The sequence below is a fragment of the Agromyces sp. 3263 genome (genome assembly GCF_031456545.1).
Taxonomy (GTDB): domain Bacteria; phylum Actinomycetota; class Actinomycetes; order Actinomycetales; family Microbacteriaceae; genus Agromyces.
Map to the genome: position 1 here is coordinate 1,447,775 of NZ_JAVDUV010000001.1, position 18,385 is coordinate 1,466,159.

Annotated in this window: 20 protein-coding genes; 4 read left to right on the forward strand and 16 right to left on the reverse strand. The window is 73.8% G+C overall.

Annotated elements, in window-relative coordinates:
- Window positions 1-76 precede the first annotated feature (76 nt).
- The 16 genes from hemL to J2X63_RS06705 all read right to left on the reverse strand — a co-directional run bounded on the left by hemL (window position 77) and on the right by J2X63_RS06705 (window position 14,537).
- Complete coding sequence (gene hemL, locus J2X63_RS06630; protein ID WP_309975351.1) at window positions 77-1,438, reverse strand: glutamate-1-semialdehyde 2,1-aminomutase; 1,362 nt, start codon at window positions 1,436-1,438, stop codon at window positions 77-79.
- Window positions 1,435-2,433: a porphobilinogen synthase gene (hemB, locus tag J2X63_RS06635; RefSeq protein ID WP_309975354.1), complete on the reverse strand. Its 999-nt coding sequence runs from the start codon at window positions 2,431-2,433 to the stop codon at window positions 1,435-1,437. Before hemB ends, hemL begins: the two co-directional genes overlap by 4 nt.
- A 45-nt stretch (window positions 2,434-2,478) precedes the next feature.
- Window positions 2,479-3,288 carry a uroporphyrinogen-III synthase gene (locus J2X63_RS06640; protein ID WP_309975356.1) on the reverse strand — a complete coding sequence of 270 codons (810 nt, stop codon included), beginning with the start codon at window positions 3,286-3,288 and terminating at the stop codon, window positions 2,479-2,481.
- Complete coding sequence (hemC, locus tag J2X63_RS06645) at window positions 3,285-4,280, reverse strand: hydroxymethylbilane synthase (protein WP_309975357.1); 996 nt, start codon at window positions 4,278-4,280, stop codon at window positions 3,285-3,287. Before hemC ends, J2X63_RS06640 begins: the two co-directional genes overlap by 4 nt.
- A complete protein-coding gene (locus tag J2X63_RS06650; RefSeq protein WP_309977837.1) occupies window positions 4,277-5,440 on the reverse strand; it encodes a ferrochelatase in 1,164 nt (387 codons plus the stop codon). The genes hemC and J2X63_RS06650 overlap by 4 nt, the downstream gene beginning before the upstream one ends.
- A 110-nt stretch (window positions 5,441-5,550) precedes the next feature.
- Window positions 5,551-6,288, reverse strand: coding sequence for a hydrogen peroxide-dependent heme synthase (hemQ, locus tag J2X63_RS06655; RefSeq protein ID WP_309975359.1), 738 nt, complete (start codon window positions 6,286-6,288; stop codon window positions 5,551-5,553).
- Between the two features lie 76 nt (window positions 6,289-6,364).
- On the reverse strand, window positions 6,365-7,453 hold the full coding sequence (locus J2X63_RS06660) for a class I SAM-dependent methyltransferase (protein ID WP_309975362.1): 1,089 nt from the start codon (window positions 7,451-7,453) through the stop codon (window positions 6,365-6,367).
- Window positions 7,454-7,499: 46 nt separating this feature from the next.
- A complete protein-coding gene (locus tag J2X63_RS06665; RefSeq protein WP_309975364.1) occupies window positions 7,500-8,141 on the reverse strand; it encodes a GntR family transcriptional regulator in 642 nt (213 codons plus the stop codon).
- A 21-nt stretch (window positions 8,142-8,162) separates the two neighbouring features.
- Window positions 8,163-8,474 (reverse strand): DUF3618 domain-containing protein, encoded by a 312-nt coding sequence (locus J2X63_RS06670; protein ID WP_309975366.1) that lies wholly within the window; start codon window positions 8,472-8,474, stop codon window positions 8,163-8,165.
- Window positions 8,461-8,865: a phage holin family protein gene (locus J2X63_RS06675; protein ID WP_309975368.1), complete on the reverse strand. Its 405-nt coding sequence runs from the start codon at window positions 8,863-8,865 to the stop codon at window positions 8,461-8,463. Before J2X63_RS06675 ends, J2X63_RS06670 begins: the two co-directional genes overlap by 14 nt.
- 14 nt (window positions 8,866-8,879) lie before the next feature.
- Window positions 8,880-9,323 (reverse strand): hypothetical protein, encoded by a 444-nt coding sequence (locus J2X63_RS06680; protein WP_309975370.1) that lies wholly within the window; start codon window positions 9,321-9,323, stop codon window positions 8,880-8,882.
- A 99-nt stretch (window positions 9,324-9,422) separates the two neighbouring features.
- Window positions 9,423-10,988, reverse strand: coding sequence for an FAD-dependent oxidoreductase (locus tag J2X63_RS06685; protein WP_309975372.1), 1,566 nt, complete (start codon window positions 10,986-10,988; stop codon window positions 9,423-9,425).
- Window positions 10,985-12,133, reverse strand: a complete 1,149-nt coding sequence (gene hemE / locus J2X63_RS06690; RefSeq protein WP_309975374.1) for a uroporphyrinogen decarboxylase — start codon at window positions 12,131-12,133, stop codon at window positions 10,985-10,987. Before hemE ends, J2X63_RS06685 begins: the two co-directional genes overlap by 4 nt.
- An 81-nt stretch (window positions 12,134-12,214) precedes the next feature.
- A complete protein-coding gene (locus tag J2X63_RS06695) occupies window positions 12,215-13,042 on the reverse strand; it encodes a GDSL-type esterase/lipase family protein (RefSeq protein WP_309975375.1) in 828 nt (275 codons plus the stop codon).
- Window positions 13,039-13,761, reverse strand: coding sequence for a hypothetical protein (locus tag J2X63_RS06700; protein WP_309975377.1), 723 nt, complete (start codon window positions 13,759-13,761; stop codon window positions 13,039-13,041). The genes J2X63_RS06695 and J2X63_RS06700 overlap by 4 nt, the downstream gene beginning before the upstream one ends.
- A complete protein-coding gene (locus J2X63_RS06705; protein ID WP_309975380.1) occupies window positions 13,758-14,537 on the reverse strand; it encodes an SDR family NAD(P)-dependent oxidoreductase in 780 nt (259 codons plus the stop codon). Before J2X63_RS06705 ends, J2X63_RS06700 begins: the two co-directional genes overlap by 4 nt.
- Before the next feature lie 52 nt (window positions 14,538-14,589).
- On the opposite strand from J2X63_RS06705, the gene J2X63_RS06710 reads away from it, so the two are divergent.
- From J2X63_RS06710 to J2X63_RS06725, 4 genes are all read left to right on the forward strand, one after another.
- Window positions 14,590-15,081, forward strand: coding sequence for a MarR family transcriptional regulator (locus tag J2X63_RS06710; RefSeq protein WP_309975381.1), 492 nt, complete (start codon window positions 14,590-14,592; stop codon window positions 15,079-15,081).
- Window positions 15,082-15,316: 235 nt separating this feature from the next.
- The gene (locus J2X63_RS06715) at window positions 15,317-16,042 is read left to right on the forward strand and encodes a hypothetical protein (protein WP_309975383.1); all 726 of its coding nucleotides are present in this window, start codon (window positions 15,317-15,319) and stop codon (window positions 16,040-16,042) included.
- A gap of 63 nt (window positions 16,043-16,105) precedes the next feature.
- Complete coding sequence (locus tag J2X63_RS06720) at window positions 16,106-17,497, forward strand: glutamyl-tRNA reductase (RefSeq protein WP_309975385.1); 1,392 nt, start codon at window positions 16,106-16,108, stop codon at window positions 17,495-17,497.
- Window positions 17,494-18,165, forward strand: coding sequence for a GNAT family protein (locus tag J2X63_RS06725; protein ID WP_309975386.1), 672 nt, complete (start codon window positions 17,494-17,496; stop codon window positions 18,163-18,165). The genes J2X63_RS06720 and J2X63_RS06725 overlap by 4 nt, the downstream gene beginning before the upstream one ends.
- The last annotated feature ends 220 nt before the right edge of the window (window positions 18,166-18,385 follow it).

The following is an 18,385-nucleotide window of genomic DNA, read 5'->3' on the forward strand; positions in this document are numbered from 1 at the left end:
TGGAATAACGGTTTCGCCGCGTCAGGCCTGTCGCGCCGTCCGTCCCGCCGGCGGCGGGCTCCCGCAGCGAGCGGCCTCAGGCCGGGCGAGCGGATGCCGCGGCGCGGGCGGCCGCGGGCAGCGCGTCGACGATGCGGCCGATGGCCTCGTCGTCGTGGGCGGCCGTGACGAACCACGCCTCGAAGACCGACGGCGGCAGCGAGACGCCCGCGTCGAGCATCGCGTGGAAGAACGCGGGGTACCGCCACGCCTCCTGGCGCTGCACGCCGGCGTAGTCGTGCACGCCGGATGCCACGTCCTCGCCGAACACGAAGCTGAACAGGTTGCCGGCACGCTGCACCCCGTGCGCCACGCCCTCCGCGGTGAGCGCGTCGGACACGGCTGCGCTGATCGTCTCGGCGGTGACGTCGAGACGCGAGTACACCGCGGCATCCGCGGCCCGGAGCGTGGCGACGCCGGCGGCCACCGCGACCGGGTTCCCCGAGAGGGTGCCCGCCTGGTACACCGGGCCCACGGGCGCGAGGTACTGCATCACGTCGGCGCGACCGCCGAGCGCGGCGACGGGCATGCCACCGCCGATGACCTTGCCGAACGTGAGGAGGTCGGGAGTGTACTCGCCCTCGCCGCCCCGCTCGACGCCCCACCAGCCGGCCTCCGACACCCGGAAGCCGGTGAGCACCTCGTCGCTGATGACGAGCGAGCCGTTGGCGTGCGCGAGGTCCACGAGCGCGCGGTTGAAGCCGGGCCGCGGCGGGACGACGCCCATGTTCGCGGCGGCCGCCTCGACGATGACCGCGGCGATGCGGTCGCCGTGCTCGGCGAACGCCGCCCGCACGGCATCGAGGTCGTTGTAGGGCAGCACGAGGGTGAGCGCCGCGATGTCGGCGGGGACGCCGGCCGAGCCGGGCAGCGCGAAGGTGGCGAGTCCGGATCCTGCCTCGGCGAGCAAGCCGTCGGAGTGCCCGTGGTAATGGCCCGAGAACTTCACGAGCAGGTCGCGTCCGGTGAATCCACGGGCGAGGCGGATGGCGCTCATGGTCGCCTCGGTGCCGGTCGACACGAGGCGCAGCTGCTCGACCGGCGCGATCCGGGCCTCGACGAGCTCGGCGAGCTCGGTCTCGGCGGGCGTCGACGAGCCGAACGAGAGACCACGGCTCGCGGCATCCGTCACCGCCTCGATCACCCGCGGATCGGCGTGCCCGAGGATCGCGGGACCCCACCCGGCGACGAGGTCGACGTACTCGCGACCCTCGACGTCGGTCACGTACGCGCCGCGGGCGCTCACGAGGAACCGCGGCGTGCCGCCCACCGAGCGGAACGCGCGCACCGGCGAGTTCACGCCGCCGGGGATGGCGGCCTGCGCCCGAGCGAAGAGCCCGGCGTTGGTCGTGTCGGCAGCAACCGTGTCGGCAGTGGTCGTGTCGGCAGGGGTGTTCATGCGAGGTCTCCGTCTCGGATCCAGTCGGCGAGCTCGACGGCCCAGTACGTGAGCACGGCGTCGGCGCCGGCCCGGCGGATGGCGCGCACCGACTCGATCACGGCGCGCCTGCGGTCGATCCAGCCGTGGGCGGCGGCGGCCTCGATCATCGCGTACTCGCCCGACACCTGGTAGGCCCACACGGGCACCTCGGATGCCGCGGCGACATCGGCGAGCACGTCGAGGTAGCTGCCGGCGGGCTTGACCATGACGATGTCGGCGCCCTCGTCGATGTCGATCATCGCCTCACGGAGGCCCTCACGCCGGTTGCCCGGGTCGAGCTGGTACGACCGGCGGTCGCCCTCGAGGGTCGACTCCACGGCGTCGCGGAACGGCCCGTAGAACGCGCTCGCGTACTTCGCCGAGTAGGCGAGGATCGCCGTATCGGCGTGCCCGGCCTCGTCGAGCGCCTCGCGCACCGCGGCCACCTGGCCGTCCATCATGCCGCTCAGGCCCAGCAGCTGCGAGCCGGCGCGGGCCTGCTCGAGCGCCATCGCGGTGTAGCGCTCGAGCGTCGCGTCGTTGTCGACGCGTCCGCGGTCGTCGAGCACGCCGCAGTGCCCATGGTCGGTGAACTCGTCGAGGCAGAGGTCGGTCTGCACCACGAGCCGGCCGGCGGATGCCTCGACGGCGACGCGCGTGGCCACGTTCAGGATCCCGTCGGGGTCCGTGGCCCCCGAGCCGCGCGCGTCGCGCACCTCCGGCACGCCGAACAGCATCACGCCGCCGAGGCCCGCGGCCGCGGCATCCGACACCGCCTGCGGCAGGGACTCGAGGGAGTGCTGCACGACGCCCGGCATCGACGCGATCGGCAGCGGGGCGGTGATGCCCTCGCGCACGAACAGCGGCAGCACCAGGTCGGCGGGGTGCATGCGCGTCTCGGAGACGAGGCGGCGCATGGCCGGGGCCTCTCGCAGACGACGTGGGCGGACGCGGGGAACGGGCGTGGAACTCACCCGTCCAGCCTACGTCGCGCCGGCTGGGTGCCCGCCGGTCAGGCGTCAGGCGTGAGCGGTGGCCGCTTCGACGACCGCGTCGATGAGCGACTCGGCCGTGCGCTCGCGCGCGACGACGTCGACGCGGAGGCCGATCTGCGCGGCATCCGTCTTGGTCTGCGGGCCGATGGCCGCGACGAGCGTGGTCTCGGGGATGGGACCGAGCTGCTCCTGCACCTGTTCCGCGACGCTGCCCGAGGTCACGAGCACAGCGTTGACCCGCCCGGATCGGACGTCCTCGGCGACCTTGGGCGAGACGGGCACGCCCACCGTGCGGTAGGCGACGACGGCCTCGACATGATGGCCCGCGCGGGCGAGGCCGATCGACAGCACCTGCTTGGCGATCGCGGAGCGCAGCGCGAGGACGCGCAGGCCCTTCTGGCCCTCGGTCGCGGCCTCCCACTCCTCGAGGAGGCCGCGCGCGGAATTGTCCTCCGACGGGACGATGTCGGCGTGGTACCCGGCGGCGACGAGGGCGGCAGCGGTGGTCTCGCCGACCGCTGCGACCTTCGTCGTCTCGGGGATCACCGCGTTGTACGACGAGAGCACGTCGACCGTGGTGGCGCTCGTGACGGTGAGCCAGTCGAATCCGCCCGCCGCGAGCTTCGCGAGGGCGGCCTCGAGGGCCGGCTGATCGTCGGTGGGCGCGAAGTTGATCATCGGGGCCACGATGGGGGATGCGCCACGCGCGCGGAGCGCGGCGGCCACGCCGTCGCCCCACGGCCCGCCGCGGGGCACGAGCACGCGCCATCCGGCGAGCGGCTTGCCGTGGAAGGGCAGGCCGATCGCACCGGTCAACGATTCGAATTCGCTCACTGCGACTCCTCACGAGGTGCAAGATCGGCGGCACCGTTGCCGAGGAGTTCCGTGACGACGCGGTCGGCGACGTCACGAGCCGCATCCGCCAGGTCGGCAGCCGAGCGGCTCTCGGGGGTCGCGGCGTGCGAACTCGTCAACCGCTGCGTCCCGTCGGCACTGTACACGCTCGCCGTGAGGAACAGAAGTTCGTCGTCGATGAAGGCCGTGACGCCGACCGGTGCCGCGCAGCCCGCCTCGAGTCCGGCGAGCACGAGCCGCTCGGCGAGCACCGTGGAGCGGGTGAGGCTGTGGTCGACCGCCTCGAGCGCGCGCTCCAGCGCACGGTCGCCGCGCTCGCGACGCACCTCGATCGCGAGCGCGCCCTGCCCGGCGGCCGTGGGCCACTCGTCGAGCGGAAGCAGGTCGGTCGCGGCATCCGCTCGCCCGAGGCGGCCGAGGCCGGCGGCGGCCAGCAGCACCGCGTCGAGCTCGCCCGAGGCCACCTTGCCGAGCCGCGTGTCGACGTTGCCGCGGAGGTCGACCGCGATGACGTCGGGACGGGCGGCGCGCAGCTGGGCGATGCGGCGCGGCGAGCCGGTGCCGACGCGGGCCCCCTCGGGGAGGGTCGCGAGCGTGAGGCCGTCACGGGCGCAGAGTGCGTCGCGGGCGTCGGCGCGCTTCGGCACGGCGCCCAGGCGCAGCCCCTCGTGCTCGGAGGTCGGCAGGTCCTTCAGCGAGTGCACGACGAGGTCGCACTCGCCGCGCAGGAGCGCCTCACGCAGGGCGGCGGCGAAGACGCCGGTGCCGCCCAGGGACGCAAGCGAGGCGCGCGACGTGTCGCCCTCCGTCGTCACGGGCACGAGCTCGATCTCGGCCTTCGCGGCCTTGGCGAGGCGCTCGGCGATCTGCGTGGTCTGCGCCATGGCGAGCGCGCTCGCGCGGGTGCCGACTCGGATGACGCCCCCTGAGCCGGCCGATCCCGCGCCGGAACGAGCCGTCGACCCGCTCATGGCGCGATCCCCGCCAGTGCCGGGCGGAACCCGAGGCGCACGTTCTCGCAGCATCCGGGGCGGCACACGTCGTACCACGGACCCAGCGACGTCACGGCCGGTCGCTCGGATGCGGGAGTGCCGTTCACGCGCTCGAGCACGAGGTCGACGAGGCCGGCGACGTACGCGGGATGGGTGCCCGGCGTCGGCACGCGCACGGCGGCGAGGCCGTGCTGCTCGGCGGTCTCGAGCGCCTCGTTGTCGAGGTCCCACATCACTTCCATGTGGTCGCTCACGAAGCCCAGCGGCACGATGACGACGGCCTTGCGGCCGGCAGCGGGCAGTGCCTCGATCGCGTCGTTGACATCGGGCTCGAGCCACGGCATCGAGGGCGGCCCCGAGCGGGACTGGTACACCAGCTGCCACGGCACGTCGCCCGCGCCCGCCTCCCGCATGACGACCTCGGCGACCGCGCGGTGCTGGGCGGCGTACGCGCCACCCTCGCCGAACCCGCGCTCGGCCGGGCCCGACTTCGCGGCATCCGTCGACGGAATCGAGTGCGTCGCGAACAGCACCTCGACCTGGGTGGTGCGGTCGAGCCCGGACACGGATGCCTCGAGCTGGGCGATCCCGTCCTGCACGCCCTCGATGAACGGCTGCACGAACCCGGGGTGGTCGAAGAACTGGCGCACCTTGTCGATCTGGATGGCGTGGTCGCCGTCGCCGAGCCCGGTGTCGGCGAGCGCGTCGGCGAAGTCCTCGCGGTACTGCCGGCAGCTGGAGTAGGAGCTGTAGGCGCTGGTTGCGATGGCCAGGAGCTTCGTGTGGCCGGCGGCTTTCGCCTCGTCGAGCGCGTCGTTGAGGTACGGGTCCCAGTTGCGGTTGCCCCAGAGCACGGGCAGGTCGATGCCGCGGCTCGCGAGCTCGGCCTCGAGGGCGGCCTTCAGCCGGCGGTTCTGCTCGTTGATCGGGCTGATCCCGCCGAAGTGGCGGTAGTGGTGGGCGACCTCCTCGAGGCGCTCGTCGGGGATGCCGCGGCCGCTCGTCACGTTGCGGAGGAACGGGATCACGTCGTCCTGGCCCTCAGGGCCGCCGAACCCGGCGAGCAGGATCGCGTCGTACGCGACGGGCTCCTCGACATGCGCCGGGCCCTGCTGGGCCGCGGACGTCGCGCCGGGCACGATCGCGCCGGGGGCACAGGGGGCGGATGCCGCGGGGGCGGGCTTGTGTCCGCGATGCGCGGTGCCCGGGGCATCCGTCGCACCGGACGAGCCGAGGTTCACGGCGGCCACTACTGCACCACCTCGACGAGCTCGGCCGTCGAGATGCGGCGGCCCGTGTAGAAGGGGACCTCTTCGCGCACGTGGCGTCGGGCGTCGGTGGCGCGCAGGTCGCGCATGAGGTCGACGAGGTCGGTGAGCTCGTCGGACTCGAGGGGCAGCAGCCACTCGTAGTCGCCGAGCGCGAACGACGAGACGGTGTTGGCGATGACCCCGCGGAACGCGGCGCCCTTGCGGCCGTGCTCGGCGAGCATGCGCCCGCGCTCCTCGGGCGCGAGCAGGTACCAGTCGTAGCTGCGTACGAAGGGGTAAACGGTGAGCCAGGCCTTGGGCTCGATGCCGCGCAGGAACCCGGGCACGTGCGACTTGTTGAACTCGGCGTCGCGGTGCACGCCCATCGCGTTCCACGTCGGCAGCAGTGCGCGGAACAGTCGCGCCCGCCGCAGCTCGCGGAGCGCCCACTGCAGCCCCTCGGCGGTCGGGCCGTGCAGCCAGAGCATCACGTCGGCGTCGGCGCGCAGGCCCGACACGTCGTAGATCCCGCGCACGGTGACGGATTCGTCCTCGACGAGGCCGATCATGTCGTCGAGCTCGCGCACGAAACGGGGCACATCGTGTCCGTCGAGGTCGTCGGGTCGCGCCGGGTCCTTTCGGAACACGGCGAACACCGTGTAGCCCTCGGGAGACTGCTCGGCGTCGGATTCAGTGTGGAGCGCGTCGGCTGCCGCTTCGGCAGCGGGGGAAGACATGCCTCCAGTCTCCCCCTTTCCGCGTGATCGGCCAAAAGCGTCATGGTGGTCGGGACCGCCGACCCCGTTCACGTCGTCAGCGGACGAGGCGCGTGAAGCGGAACGAGGCGAAGCCGTCGATGGGCAGCTCCTCGATGCCCGAGAAGCCGGCCGTCCGGGCGTACTGCTCGAGCGTCGCCTGCCGCATCACGGTTCCCGTGCCGACCGAGCCCGGCGCGGAGAGGCTGTCGGGCAGGCACACGAAGATGCTGTAGCCGTACATCATCCGCTCCACGCCGTCACCGTCGGGCGCGAACGCGGGTGCCACCGCCTCATCCATGATCACGACCTCCCCGTCGGGCTTCACGGCCCGCCGGATCGCGGCCAGCACGTCGACGGGGAACGGCATGTCGTGCAGTGCCTCGAAGACGAACGCGGCATCGAACGCGCCGTCCTGGGCGAGCCCCTCCGCGGCGACGTGGTGGAAGCGCACGCGCTCCGCGACGCCGGCCTCCTCGGCGTGGCGCCGCGCTGCGACGACCGATGCCGCGTCGACGTCGAAGCCCTCGATGCGAGCGCTCGGGTAGGCCCGGGCGAGGGCGATCGACGACCAGCCGTGTCCGCTGCCGACGTCGGCGACGCGCGCGCCGGGCCGGGAGAGCACCTCGTGCAGCGGCGCCACGCCCGCGAGCGCGTCACCGAGCCGCTGCAGGAACCACGGGCGGTTGAGGTCGCCCTGGGCATCGCGCGCGTCCTCGCCCAAGTCGGCCCACGCCACGCCGCCCCCGGCGCGGTACGCCTCGAGCAGTGGTGCGAGTTGCGCGCCGATTGCCGCCGCGAACCGCCCGAGCGGCGCGACGTAGTCGAGCGAGTCGGGGTTCGTGAGCGCCTCGGCGTGTCCGGCCGGCAACGTGAAACGGCGAGCGGATGCCGCGGCATCCACGTCTTCGACGGCGAGGATGCCGTACACCGCCTGCTGCTCGAGCCACTCCCGGGCGTAGCGTTCGTGGGTGCCGGTGCGCTCGGCGAGCGTCGGCGCATCGAGTGGACCCGAGTCGGCGAGCGTGCGATACCAGCCGAGCCGGTCGCCCACGTAGATGCTCAGCAGCTCGAACGTGGCGACGGCCGCGTCGACCACATGCTCCGCGAAGTCGGTCCCCGCCTCCTGCTGCTCATCCGTCGTCATCGTCGACTCCCTTCGTCGCGTGGCCCGTGCCCGCCCACGCGCCCGCTCACTCGCCCACGAGCAGGCGGGTCGAGTGCGCGAGGTGCTCGCGGATCGCGTCGGGCCCGCGCGACTGCACGTCGTCCAGCAGCGCCCCGTGCTCGGCGACGAGCGATTCGAGCGTGTAATGGGGCCGCACGTGCAGCAGGAACAGGAGCAGCTCGCCGCCCAGGGCCGCGTGCGCCTCGACGATGCGGCTGCTGCCGGATGCCGCCACGAGGGCGTGATGGAACTCGGCGTGCACCCGCTCGGCCTCGAGCCAGTCGACGGATGCCGCGAGCTGCTCGAGCGCCTCGCGCGCGGGCGCGACCGCGGCATCCGGCCACACCTCGCCGAACCGCTCCCCCGCGATGCGCACGGCCTCGACCTCGAGCGCCGCGCGCAGCTGCTGCAGGGCGATGATCGTCGCGCGGTCGAAGCTCGTGACGCGGACCCCGCGGTAGGGCACCGCGACCGCGAGCCGCTCGGCGACGAGCCGCTGGAACGCGGCGCGCACGGTGTGTCGGGAGACCCCGTACCGCTCGGATGCCGCCTCCTCGCGCAGCGGCGCGTCGGCCGGGAGCGCGCCGGTGAGGATCTCGGCGCGCACGGCATCGGCGACGCGGTCGACGGCGGTCGGCGACGGCCCACCGGAGTCGAGCGGAGTCATCGCGGCCTCCCGCCGGTGCGGCTACTTGCCGTCGACGGCGGCGCGCACCACGAGCCACACGACGAGCCCGACGCCCACCGCGACCCCGGCTGCTGCGGCGACGGCGGCCCCCGGCTGCTCGTTCGCGAAGCGGCGCCAGCGCAGCCTGGCCTCGGCGGTCTTGCGCTGCACCTGCTTCGGGACGTTGAGCTTGTCTTCGAGGGCGTCGAGGGTGCCCGCGAACTGGCGGCGGGCCCGTTCGGAGTTCGCCTTGGCCTCGAGCCTGGTCAGGTTGCGCTGATGCGTCTTGGCGTCGCGCTTGCTGAGCTGCCGTCCGGCGTCAGTCGCGGTCATACTCGCCCGTTCCCTTCACCACGTCGAGGTCCTTGCGAAGGCTCTCGATCGATTCGAGCGGCTCGCTGCCGCGCTTGAAGTTGATCATCGCGATCCAGACGAGGATCGCGATGATGACGATCAGGATGCCCGAGACGGTGAGCGCCGCCGCCCACGCCGGCATCACCAGCGCCAGCGCGAAGATGGCGGCCGTGATGAGCGTGAAGAGCAGGAACACGGCCACCACTGCGGCGCCCGCGACGAGCCCCGAGCCGATGCCGAAGTGCTTGATCTTGTAGCTGATCTCGGCCTTGATCTGGTCGATCTCGGCCTTGATGAGGTCCGAGACGCGGTCGGGAAGCTCTCCGACCAGCGTGAACAGCGAGCGTTCGTCGTTCGACGGTGCGACCATGTTCGCCTCCGCGGTCAGGATGCGGACGCCGAGCCCGGGACGGGCTTGGTGCGCGCGGCCGGCTTCGACGCCGATTGCGACGCCACGTCGGCGGCATCGCCGACCGCGTCGTCGAGCTTCGCGGCAGCATCGTCGACGGCCGACTTCGCGGCGTCGGCGGCCTTGGAGATGTTCGCCTTCGCGTCGCGCGCGGCGCGGTTCACGTCGGACTTCGTCGCGCCCGAGCCCTTGGTGGCACTGCCGATGAGGTTCTTCACCCCGTCGAGCACCGTGTCGCCCAGGTCGCCGACCCGGGCGGACGCGAAGTCCTTCACCGTGCCCACGCCCTGCTGCACCGACGGCTGGTTCCACACCTTCTCGGCCGCCGCGCGGATCTGCTCGTAGCGCTCACGGCCGGCACGCGTGCCGAGCACGTATCCGACGCCGACTCCGACGACGAAGAGGATCTTGCCCTTCATGTGCACCCCATCTCCCTGTGGATCGCCACCACGACGTTTCCAGCGTAGACCCCGTGCAATGGGGCGCAAGGGGGTTGCGGGAAAAGTATTCCGCTGCGGCTATGCAACCTCGCCCGGCGTGATCGCCAGGTGACGGATGCGCCGTGCGGCCTCCTGCGCGTGCGGGATGACGGACGCCAGCCCGGTGCCCGCGACCCACGAGCCGGTCGCCTCGATGCCGGGCTCGGCCGCGAGCACCTCCTCGAGCGCACGGATCCGGTCGCGCTGGCCGATCGTCGCCTGTGACAGCGCGTCGCGCCAGGCGCTCCGGCCGGAGGCGCGCAGCATCGACGCGTCGAGCGGCGTGCCGAGCAACGCGCTCGCATCGGCGAGGGCCAGCGCCTCGACCTCGGCGTCGCTGCGGCCGTCGAGCGGGTTCGGCTCGCCCGCGCGGCCGTACGAGAGCCGAACGACCTCCCGTGCGCCCGCCGCCTCGGCCAGCCACGGCCACTTCGCCGTGGAGTGCGTGAGGGCCTTCGCGGTCACGCCGGGCGTTCCGACCGCGACGAGCACGCCGGTGCCGCGGGGCGCTGCGGCGAGCGCGGGGGCATCGAGCACGAGCGTCACGAGCTCGACGGATGCCGCGGCCGGCCACGCCGAGGCATCCGCCCAGCCGAGCGACGCGGCCTCGAGCAGGCGGCGCGAGGCGTCGGCCGGCGAGGCGAGGATGACGTAGGGGGCGTCGACCTGGAGCGCGGCGGGCGCCGAGTCCGCGGGGGTGGCTGCTGCGGCGACGGCCGACGCGGTGCCCGAGACGGGAGCCAGCAGCGCCTGCACGCGCCAGCCCGGCGCCCCCGCGGCATCCGCTGCACCGTCGGCGACCCGGCGCTCGAGGCCCGTGACCTCGGCGCCCGTGACCACCTCGACGCCGAACCGGTCGAGCTGCACCGCGAGCGCGTCGACCAGCCGGTGCATGCCACCGCCGAGCCCGAGCACGGCGGTGCCGGCCTTGCGCGCCTCGAGGAGCTGCCCGACGCCTCCCGACAGCGAGCCGGCGCGCGTCATCGCCTCGTTCAGGCCCGGCGCCACGACGTCGAGGTCGAGGTCGTCGGGATCGGCGGAGTACACGCCCGCGGAGATCGGCGTGACGAGCCGGTCGGCCACGGCGTCGCCCATGCGCTGTCGCACGAGCTTGCCGAGGCTGTGCGCGCGTCCGATCTTCAGGATCGGGGTGACCCGGTCGCGGTAGGCGCGGATGGCGCCGCGCCAGCCGATGATGCGGCGCACGTCCTCGCCGAGCGGGTTCGCGGGAATCCCGAGCACGCCGGTGCGGGGCATCGGCGCGGCGTCGATGCCGCCCGTTGCGCCGGGCATCACGAGCCAGGCGCCGGCGGGGTTCGGCGTCACGACCTCGTCGGCGAGGCCGAGCTGCTCCACGAGCTCGGCGACGGTGCCGCCGCGCGTCGCGAACGACTCGGCTCCGCTGTCGAGCGTCAGCCCGTCGAGCTCGATGCGGCCGACGCATCCGCCGATCGTCGCGCGCCGCTCCAGCACCGTGACGCGGAGGCCGACCCTGGCGCACTCCAGCGCGGCGACGAGGCCGCCCACGCCCGCACCCACCACGACGACGTCCGCCGTGCGGTGGTCGCCGACCGACGCGCCGGCTCGGGGCGAGCCGCCGGTCACGCGCCCGCCTCGTGCACGAGCTCGACCACCCGGGTGAGCACGGTGGGGTCGGCCTCCGGCGGCACGCCGTGGCCGAGGTTGAAGACGTGCGCGGGCGCGACGGCACCCCGGGCGAGCACGTCGCGCACGGCGGCCTCGAGCACCGGCCACGGCGCGGCGAGCAGGGCGGGATCGAGGTTTCCCTGCAGCGGCACGTCGGCGCCCACGCGCTCGGAGGCCACGTCGAGCGGCACGCGGTAGTCCACGCCCACGGTGTCGACGCCGATGCCGTGCATGGCGCCGAGCAGCTCCCCCGTGCCCACGCCGAAGTGCACGACGGGCACGGCGCGGGTCGACGTCTCCCCCGCGGCATCCGTCACCTCGTAGGAGAGGTCGTGCACGTGGGCGAGCGCCTTCGCCGACGCGGGCGCCACGTGCGTCTCGTAGTCGGCGAGCGAGAGGGCGCCGGCCCACGAGTCGAACAGCTGCGCGGCGGATGCCCCGGCCAGCACCTGCGTGCGCAGGAACCGACCGGTGAGCTCGGCCGTCCACTCCATGAGCGCCCGCCAGGCGCCCGGGTCGGCGTGCATGAGCGTGCGGGCGGCGAGGTGGTCCTTCGACGGGCCTCCCTCGGCGAGGTACGCCGCGAGGGTGAACGGCGCGCCCGCGAAGCCGATGAGGGGGGTGGCGGTGCCCGACCCGTTGTCGGTCGTGTTCAGCTCGGCGATCGTGCGCTGCACGGCCTCGGCGATGGGGCCGGATGCCGCGTCGAGGCCGGCGGGGTCGACCGCCGTCAGCTCGGCCACGCCCGCGGCATCCGCATATCCGCGGCCGAAGACGGGACCGCGGCCCGGCTGGATCTCGACGTCGACGCCGACGAGCTTCAACGGCACCACGATGTCGCTGAAGAAGATGCCCGCGTCGACCCGGTGGCGGCGCACGGGCTGCAGGGTGATCTCGCTCGCCATGGCGGGGTCGAGGCAGGCGTCGAGCATGCGAGTGCCCACGCGCAGGTCCCGGTACTCGGGCAGCGAGCGCCCCGCCTGGCGCATGAACCACACCGGCGTCGTGTCGCTGCGCTCCCCTCGATAGGCGCGCACCAGGCGCGAGTCGCCAGTGAGGCCGGCGGACAGGGGATGCTGCTCGGAGAGGATCACGCGTGACATTGTCCCGTATCGGGCTGGGCGCGCTGCTGTGAGGGACGGCGGTCGCGCCCAGGCGCTGCGCAGGGTGGCCGAGGCCGGCCGCTACGACGGCGGGTCGACCCCGGCGAGCCGCAGCAGCACGAGCTCGGCGAGGGCGAGCTGGCCGGCCGGGTCGGGGTGCACGCCGTCGTCGCCGAGGGCGATGCCGTCGGGGGCGTCCGCCGGGTCGACGACGAGGTCGCCGGATGCCGCGAGGCCCCCGATCGCCGCGGCGGTCTCGCGCACGTCCCGGTTCGTCCAAGCCAGCCCCGCGCCGCCGAAGTAGGGGAACGCCGCCACCGCCGTCTCGTCGACGGGCGTCGGCACCACCCAGGTCCAGGCGGCGCCGGCGAACGCGGAATCCGCCCGCAGCACCCGCAGGTTGCGCGTCGTCTCCTCGGCGCTCACGAGGCGCGGCCCGTCGGCGCCGAACCGCCGGGCGTCGTTGGCGCCGAGCATGCAGAACACCCGATCGGCGGGATGCCGCCGCAGCGCCTGCAGACGACCGAGCGTCTCGGAGGTGGTCGCTCCCGACACCGCCGCGTTGTCGAAGCGCACGCCGAGTTCGGGGCGCTCGGCGGCGAACAGCGCCGCGAGCACCTCGAACCACGAGAGCCGGTCGGCCGTCGTGCTCTCGCCGATCGCGAGCAGTCGCTCCCCCGCGAAGAACGGCATCCGATCGAGCGCCCGCTGCACCACCGGCCGGGCCGCGAGGGCGGCGACGGCGTCTGTGCGCTGCCGCTCGAGGTCGGCGAGCGCCGCGGCATAGCCCTCGGCGTCGGTGCCGAGGATCGCCGCGCGCGTGGCGTCGTCGAGGTTCCAGGCATACGGGAGGGAGCGCTCGGGGCGCTCGAAGCGCACGAGTTTCGCGACGAGCGGGTCGGCGCTCATCGGGTGCTCCGTCGCGGCCGGACGCTCGCCCGGGTTCGCGGAAGGAGGAACGCGCACGCCACGAACCACGCCAGCGACGGGAACCGCACGATGGGCAGCAGTGGGGTGAGCCACGGCAGTGCCACGGTGAGCGTCGCGAGCATGGCGAGTCCGGCGAGCACGAGGCCCGCCCAGGCGAACCAGCGCGGCAGCAGGCCGGCGAGCAGGCCGGGCACCGCGAGGCCGGCGATGAGCAGGCCGAACGGCACGACGAACCCGGGGCCGCCGAAGATGAACGCGAGGTCGTGCACGAGGCGCACGAGGTCCGGGCTCGCGAGCACCTCGGGGCGCGAGAGCGTCCAGGTCATGCAGGCCGAGATCGTCATCGCCACCGAGGCGATGAGGCCGCCGGCGAGGCCGATCATCGGGCCCGGCGCCGTCACCCCGAGCTGCCTGGCGCGCGTCGACGCCGTCGCGGCGAAGATCGCGAGCGGCACCGCGGCCGCGAACTGCAGCAGCGCGGTGAGGAGCACGGCCCCCTGGTGGTCGCGGAAGTAGGACACGATCGCCTCGCCGTCGCCGTACGGCGACGGGTAAATGGCGCCGCCGGCGAGCAGCGCGGGCAGCACGAGGGAGGCCAGGAAGACCGCGACCACGGCGATGGCGAGGGGCGGCAGGGGCGGGCCGGGCTGGATGCGGCGCGGCGCGGTCGCGGCGCTCCGAGGGTCGATGGCGGTCATAGCGTCATTCCTCCCGTGAGGTCGAGGGTGATTCCGGTCGTCCACGACGACTCGTCCGAGGCGAGGTGCAGGATGGCGTCCGCGACATCCGCGGGCCGGCCGATCCGGCCGAGGGGCACGTGCGCGGCGATGGCCTCGAGCTGGGGCCCCGGCATCCGGTTGCGCAGCTTCTCGGTCTCGACCATCGAAGGGGCGACGCAGTTGACGCGGATGCCGCGTGGCGCGAACTCGAGCGCGAGGTGCTGCGTGAGCATCACCACGCCGGCCTTGGCCGCGGCGTAGGCGGCGTTGGCGCGCGACGCACGTCGGCCGGCACTCGAGGCCACCGTGACGATGCGCCCGTCGCCGAGGGCAAGCATGCCCGGCAGCACCGCGTGGATCGTGAGGAACGTCGAGGTGAGGTCGGTGTCGACGACCTCGCGCCAGCGGTCGGCGGTGAGGGCGTCGGATCCCACGGGGGCGCCGTCGCCGCCGGCGAGCGTGACCGCGATGGAGACGGGCCCGAGCTCCCGGGCCGCCGCGGCGACCACCTCGTCGAGGTGGTGCTCGTCGCGGACGTCGCCCGCGTGGACGGCCACCACGCCGCCCTCCGCGCGGATGGCCGAGGCCACGGCCTCGAGCCGCCCCGCGTCGCGTCCGTGCACCACGACCGCGGCGCCTCGGGCGGCGAGGCGGCGGGCGACCTCCGCCCCGATGGAGCCCGAGGCGCCCGTGACGAGGGCGACCCGGCCGTCGAGGTCGGCTGACTGCGGCATGCGCTCATTCGTTACGTTCATGTAATCATTCATAGCACAGAATGATTACAGCGCAACTGTTAGAGTCGAGGACATGAACGCCGACGCACCCCTCACGGGCTTCCGCCCGCCGGCCGAGCGCGTCGGGTTCCTGCTCTCGCAACTCGGCGCCTACGCCGCCGCGCGCTTCGCCGAACGCGTCGCCGAGCTCGGCCTGCAACCGAGCGACCTCGGCCTCCTCCGCCTCATCGCCGTCGACCCGGGCCTCAGCCAGCAGGCGCTCGCGACCCGGCTCGGCGTCGCCCCGAGCCGGGTCGTGGCCCTCGTCGACGCGCTCGAGGCGAAGCAGCTCGTGGAGCGCACCCGCAGCACCCGCGACCGCCGCGTCTCCGAGCTGCACCTCTCCGAACGCGGGCGCACCGTCATGGGCGAGATGCGTCGCATCGGCTCGGCCCACGAACGCGACCTCGTGCGAGGGCTCAGCGACGACGAGCGCCGCACGCTCGCGGGGCTCCTCGCCAAGGTCGCAGACGAGCACGGCCTCGAGCCCGACGTGCATCCCGGGTACCGGTCGATGCGGGGCTGACCGCGGCGGTTGATCTGGGTCGGATGTCCCAGTCCTCTGGTGCGTGAGAGCGCGCGCACGCTAAGGTCGGACCCGTCGTGTCCCCCCACGACGACGCGCCGACGGTGGCGCGCCTCCGCCCCCACGGAGAAGAAGAAGACGACGTGTCCCCGATCGTTTCGAACACCCCACCTGCCGTTCAGCCTGCCCCGATGACGCACTGCTGCCGCATGTGCGCCTGCGTCGGAGCCGCCCGATGAACCCGACCGCAGAGCACCGCACCAAGCTCACCCTGCTCGTCGCGCTGGCCGCGACGCTCGTGGTGGCCGGCCTCCTCGCGGGCTCCCCCGCGCTCGAACGGCTCATGCCGCGCCTGCCGGCGATGCCCACCACGGGCATGGCGATCGGGTTCGCCGCCCTCGGCGCGCTCGTCGCCGCCGTCTGGGGCATCGCCCAGCTCAGTCGGGCCGCGCGCACCCGCGCGCGGCGTGCCGCACTGACGGCGACCGTGCGCGGAGAGCTGAGCTGCGGCATCCGGAGCCGACTGCTCGCGCAGCGCCTCGACGAGCTCGCCGCCGACGGTACAGCGCACGTGCGGCTCGGGCCGCGCTACTCCATCGTGGTCGACGAGCTCGGCATCGCATTCTGGACCGGCGGTCGGCGGCCTCGCCGTGCGGCGCACTTCCCCTGGCGCGAGGTGCGGAACATCCGCGCCGACGCGACCGTCGTCGGCGGATCGGTCGTGCCCCTGATCGTGTTGCGCGTGCGGCGCGGCGGCGCGAGCGTCGAGCTGCCCATCATCCTGTCGTCGGGCCGACCCGTGCGCTTCGCGATGGCGGATGCCCCGTTCTTCGCGGTCGTGCGCAGCTGGAAGGCGAAGCACCGCGACGCGCTCGCCGCCGAGGGCCTCGAGCTGCCCCCGCTGACCGCCCCGATCCCCGTCATCACGCGCGAGATGGCCGCCGCCGCGCGTCGCAGCTGACGCCCGGGAGCCCGTCGTCCTGAGGTGGGCGGACGCCCATTCGACGGCGGGTAGAATCTTCTGGTGCTCATCTGCCTCACCGCGAGTCACAAGAACGCCGGGTTCGACATGCTCGAGCGTCTTTCGGCGAACGCGGAACAGGCGGCGCCTCGCATCCTCGACGGGCATGACGCCGTGCACGGCGCGGTCGTCGTGGCCACGTGCAACCGGTTCGAGGCCTACCTCGACCTCGAGGCGCCCGAGGGCTCCTCGCCGGTGACCGCGGTGCACGAGGCGATCCGCGCCGTGGGCTCCGTCGCCGGCCTCGAGCCCGACGAGCTGCGCAGCACCTTCGGCTTCGTGCACGGCAATGCCGTCGCCGGACACCTGTTCTCCGTGGCATCCGGTCTCGAATCCGTCGTCGTCGGCGAGGGCGAGATCGCCGGCCAGGTGCGGCGCTCGCTCGAGCAGGCCCGCGCCGACGGCACCACCACCCCCGAGCTCGAGCGCCTCTTCCAGCGCGCCTCGCAGACCTCGCGCCGGGTCAAGAACGAGACCGGCATCGGCGGCGAGGGCCGCTCGCTCGTGCGCCTCGCCCTCGACCTCGCCGAGAGCCGCATCACCGACTGGGCGCAGACCCGGGTGCTCCTCGTCGGCACCGGCCGTTTCGCCGGCGCGTCGCTCGCCGCCCTGCGCGACCGCGGCGTCACCGACGTGCGGGTCTACTCCCCCTCGGGCCGCGGCACGAAGTTCGCGCACAACCATGGCATCGCCTCCGTGCCGCAGGGCGAGTACGCGGCCGTCGCCGCCGACGTCGACATCATCGTCACCTGCACCACCGCCGAGCACCACGTGGTCGACCGCGCACTCCTGTCGGTCGGGCGCGAGTCGCTCGCGGCATCCGTCGTCACCATCTCCGGCACGCCGGCGCCCGAGGCCGCCCGCGTGCGACAGCTCGTCATCGACCTGGGCCTGCCCCGCAACGTCGCGCCCGACGTGGTCGACGTGCCCGGCGTCGAGCTGCTCGACCTCGAGACCATCAAGATCCACGCCCCGCTCGAAGAGCTCGGGGCCACGGATGCGGCGCGCGAGATCGTGACCCGCGACGCGCGCGCGTTCGGGGCCACCACCGAGGAGCGCGACCTCGCACCCGCGGTCGTCGCCCTGCGCACGCATGTCTACGACATCCTCGACGGCGAGATCGAGCGCGCCCGGTCCCGTGGCGACGACGACGGCCGGACCGAGCGGGCGCTGCGCCACATGGCCGGCGTGCTGTTGCACACGCCGATGGTGCGGTCCCGCGAGCTCGCCCGTGCAGGCGAGCAGGCCGCGTGGATCGACGGACTCGAAGCGCTGTTCGGCGTGCGTCCCGACGCGGCCGCCCAGGCGGTGCGCGACGCACAGGCGACGGATGCCGCGAGCGCGGCTTCGGGCACGGAGGCCACCCGCCGCGCCTCGGCGGCCGACGCCTCGTGACCGACTCCGCGGCGACCGAGCGCGCTGCAGCCGCGGCGGTGGACGGGCCGCCCGCCCTCCGGTTCCCCTACGACGCCCGCCCGCTCACCGTCACCCCGCTCCGCACTGAGCGGCTCGTCCTGCGGCCGCTCGAGGCATCCGACGCCGCCGACGTCTTCGAGTACCAGCGCCTGCCCGAGGTGATCCGCTACCTGCCCTGGCCCGAGCGCGACCGCACCGAGGCCGCAGAGCACACGGCGAAGCGCGCCGCCGGGCGCATGCTCGCGGCCGATGGCGACTTCGTCGTCTTCGCGGCGACCCTGCCCGGCACGCCCTCGATCGATGACCCGGCGCGCGACCGGGTGATCGGCGACTTCATGGTGCGCGTCTCGAACGCGACGCACGCCCAGCTCGAGCTCGGATGGGTGCTGCACCCCGACTTCCAGGGCCGGGGCTATGCGCTCGAGGCGGCCGCGGCCGTGCGCGACTTCGTGTTCGAGACGCTGCAGCCGCACCGCGTGCAGGCGTTCCTCGACGCCCGCAACGCGGCATCCGCGGCCCTCTGCGAGCGCCTCGGGATGCGCCGCGAGGCGACGATCCTCGAGGAGCAGTACAACGACGGCGAGTGGCAGGACACCGCGATCTACGGCGTGCTCCGCCGCGAGTGGGCGGCCCGGCGCGCGGGCTGATCCGCCCGGGCCGGGCCGATGGTGCGGGCGCGCCTGTCCGCGCTGACCTCCATCTCCGGCAGGCTCGATTCAGGCGTTCGGCCGCGATTCAGGCGGGAGTCACGGATCTCGTCCTGAATCGAGCACGATCGCCTCAGCGGCGGCCGAGCGGATGCGGCGTCCGAGCCGATCGACTGGCGCTGGCATGAGCACTGGCACGACCGGGACGGCCTCTGAGTGC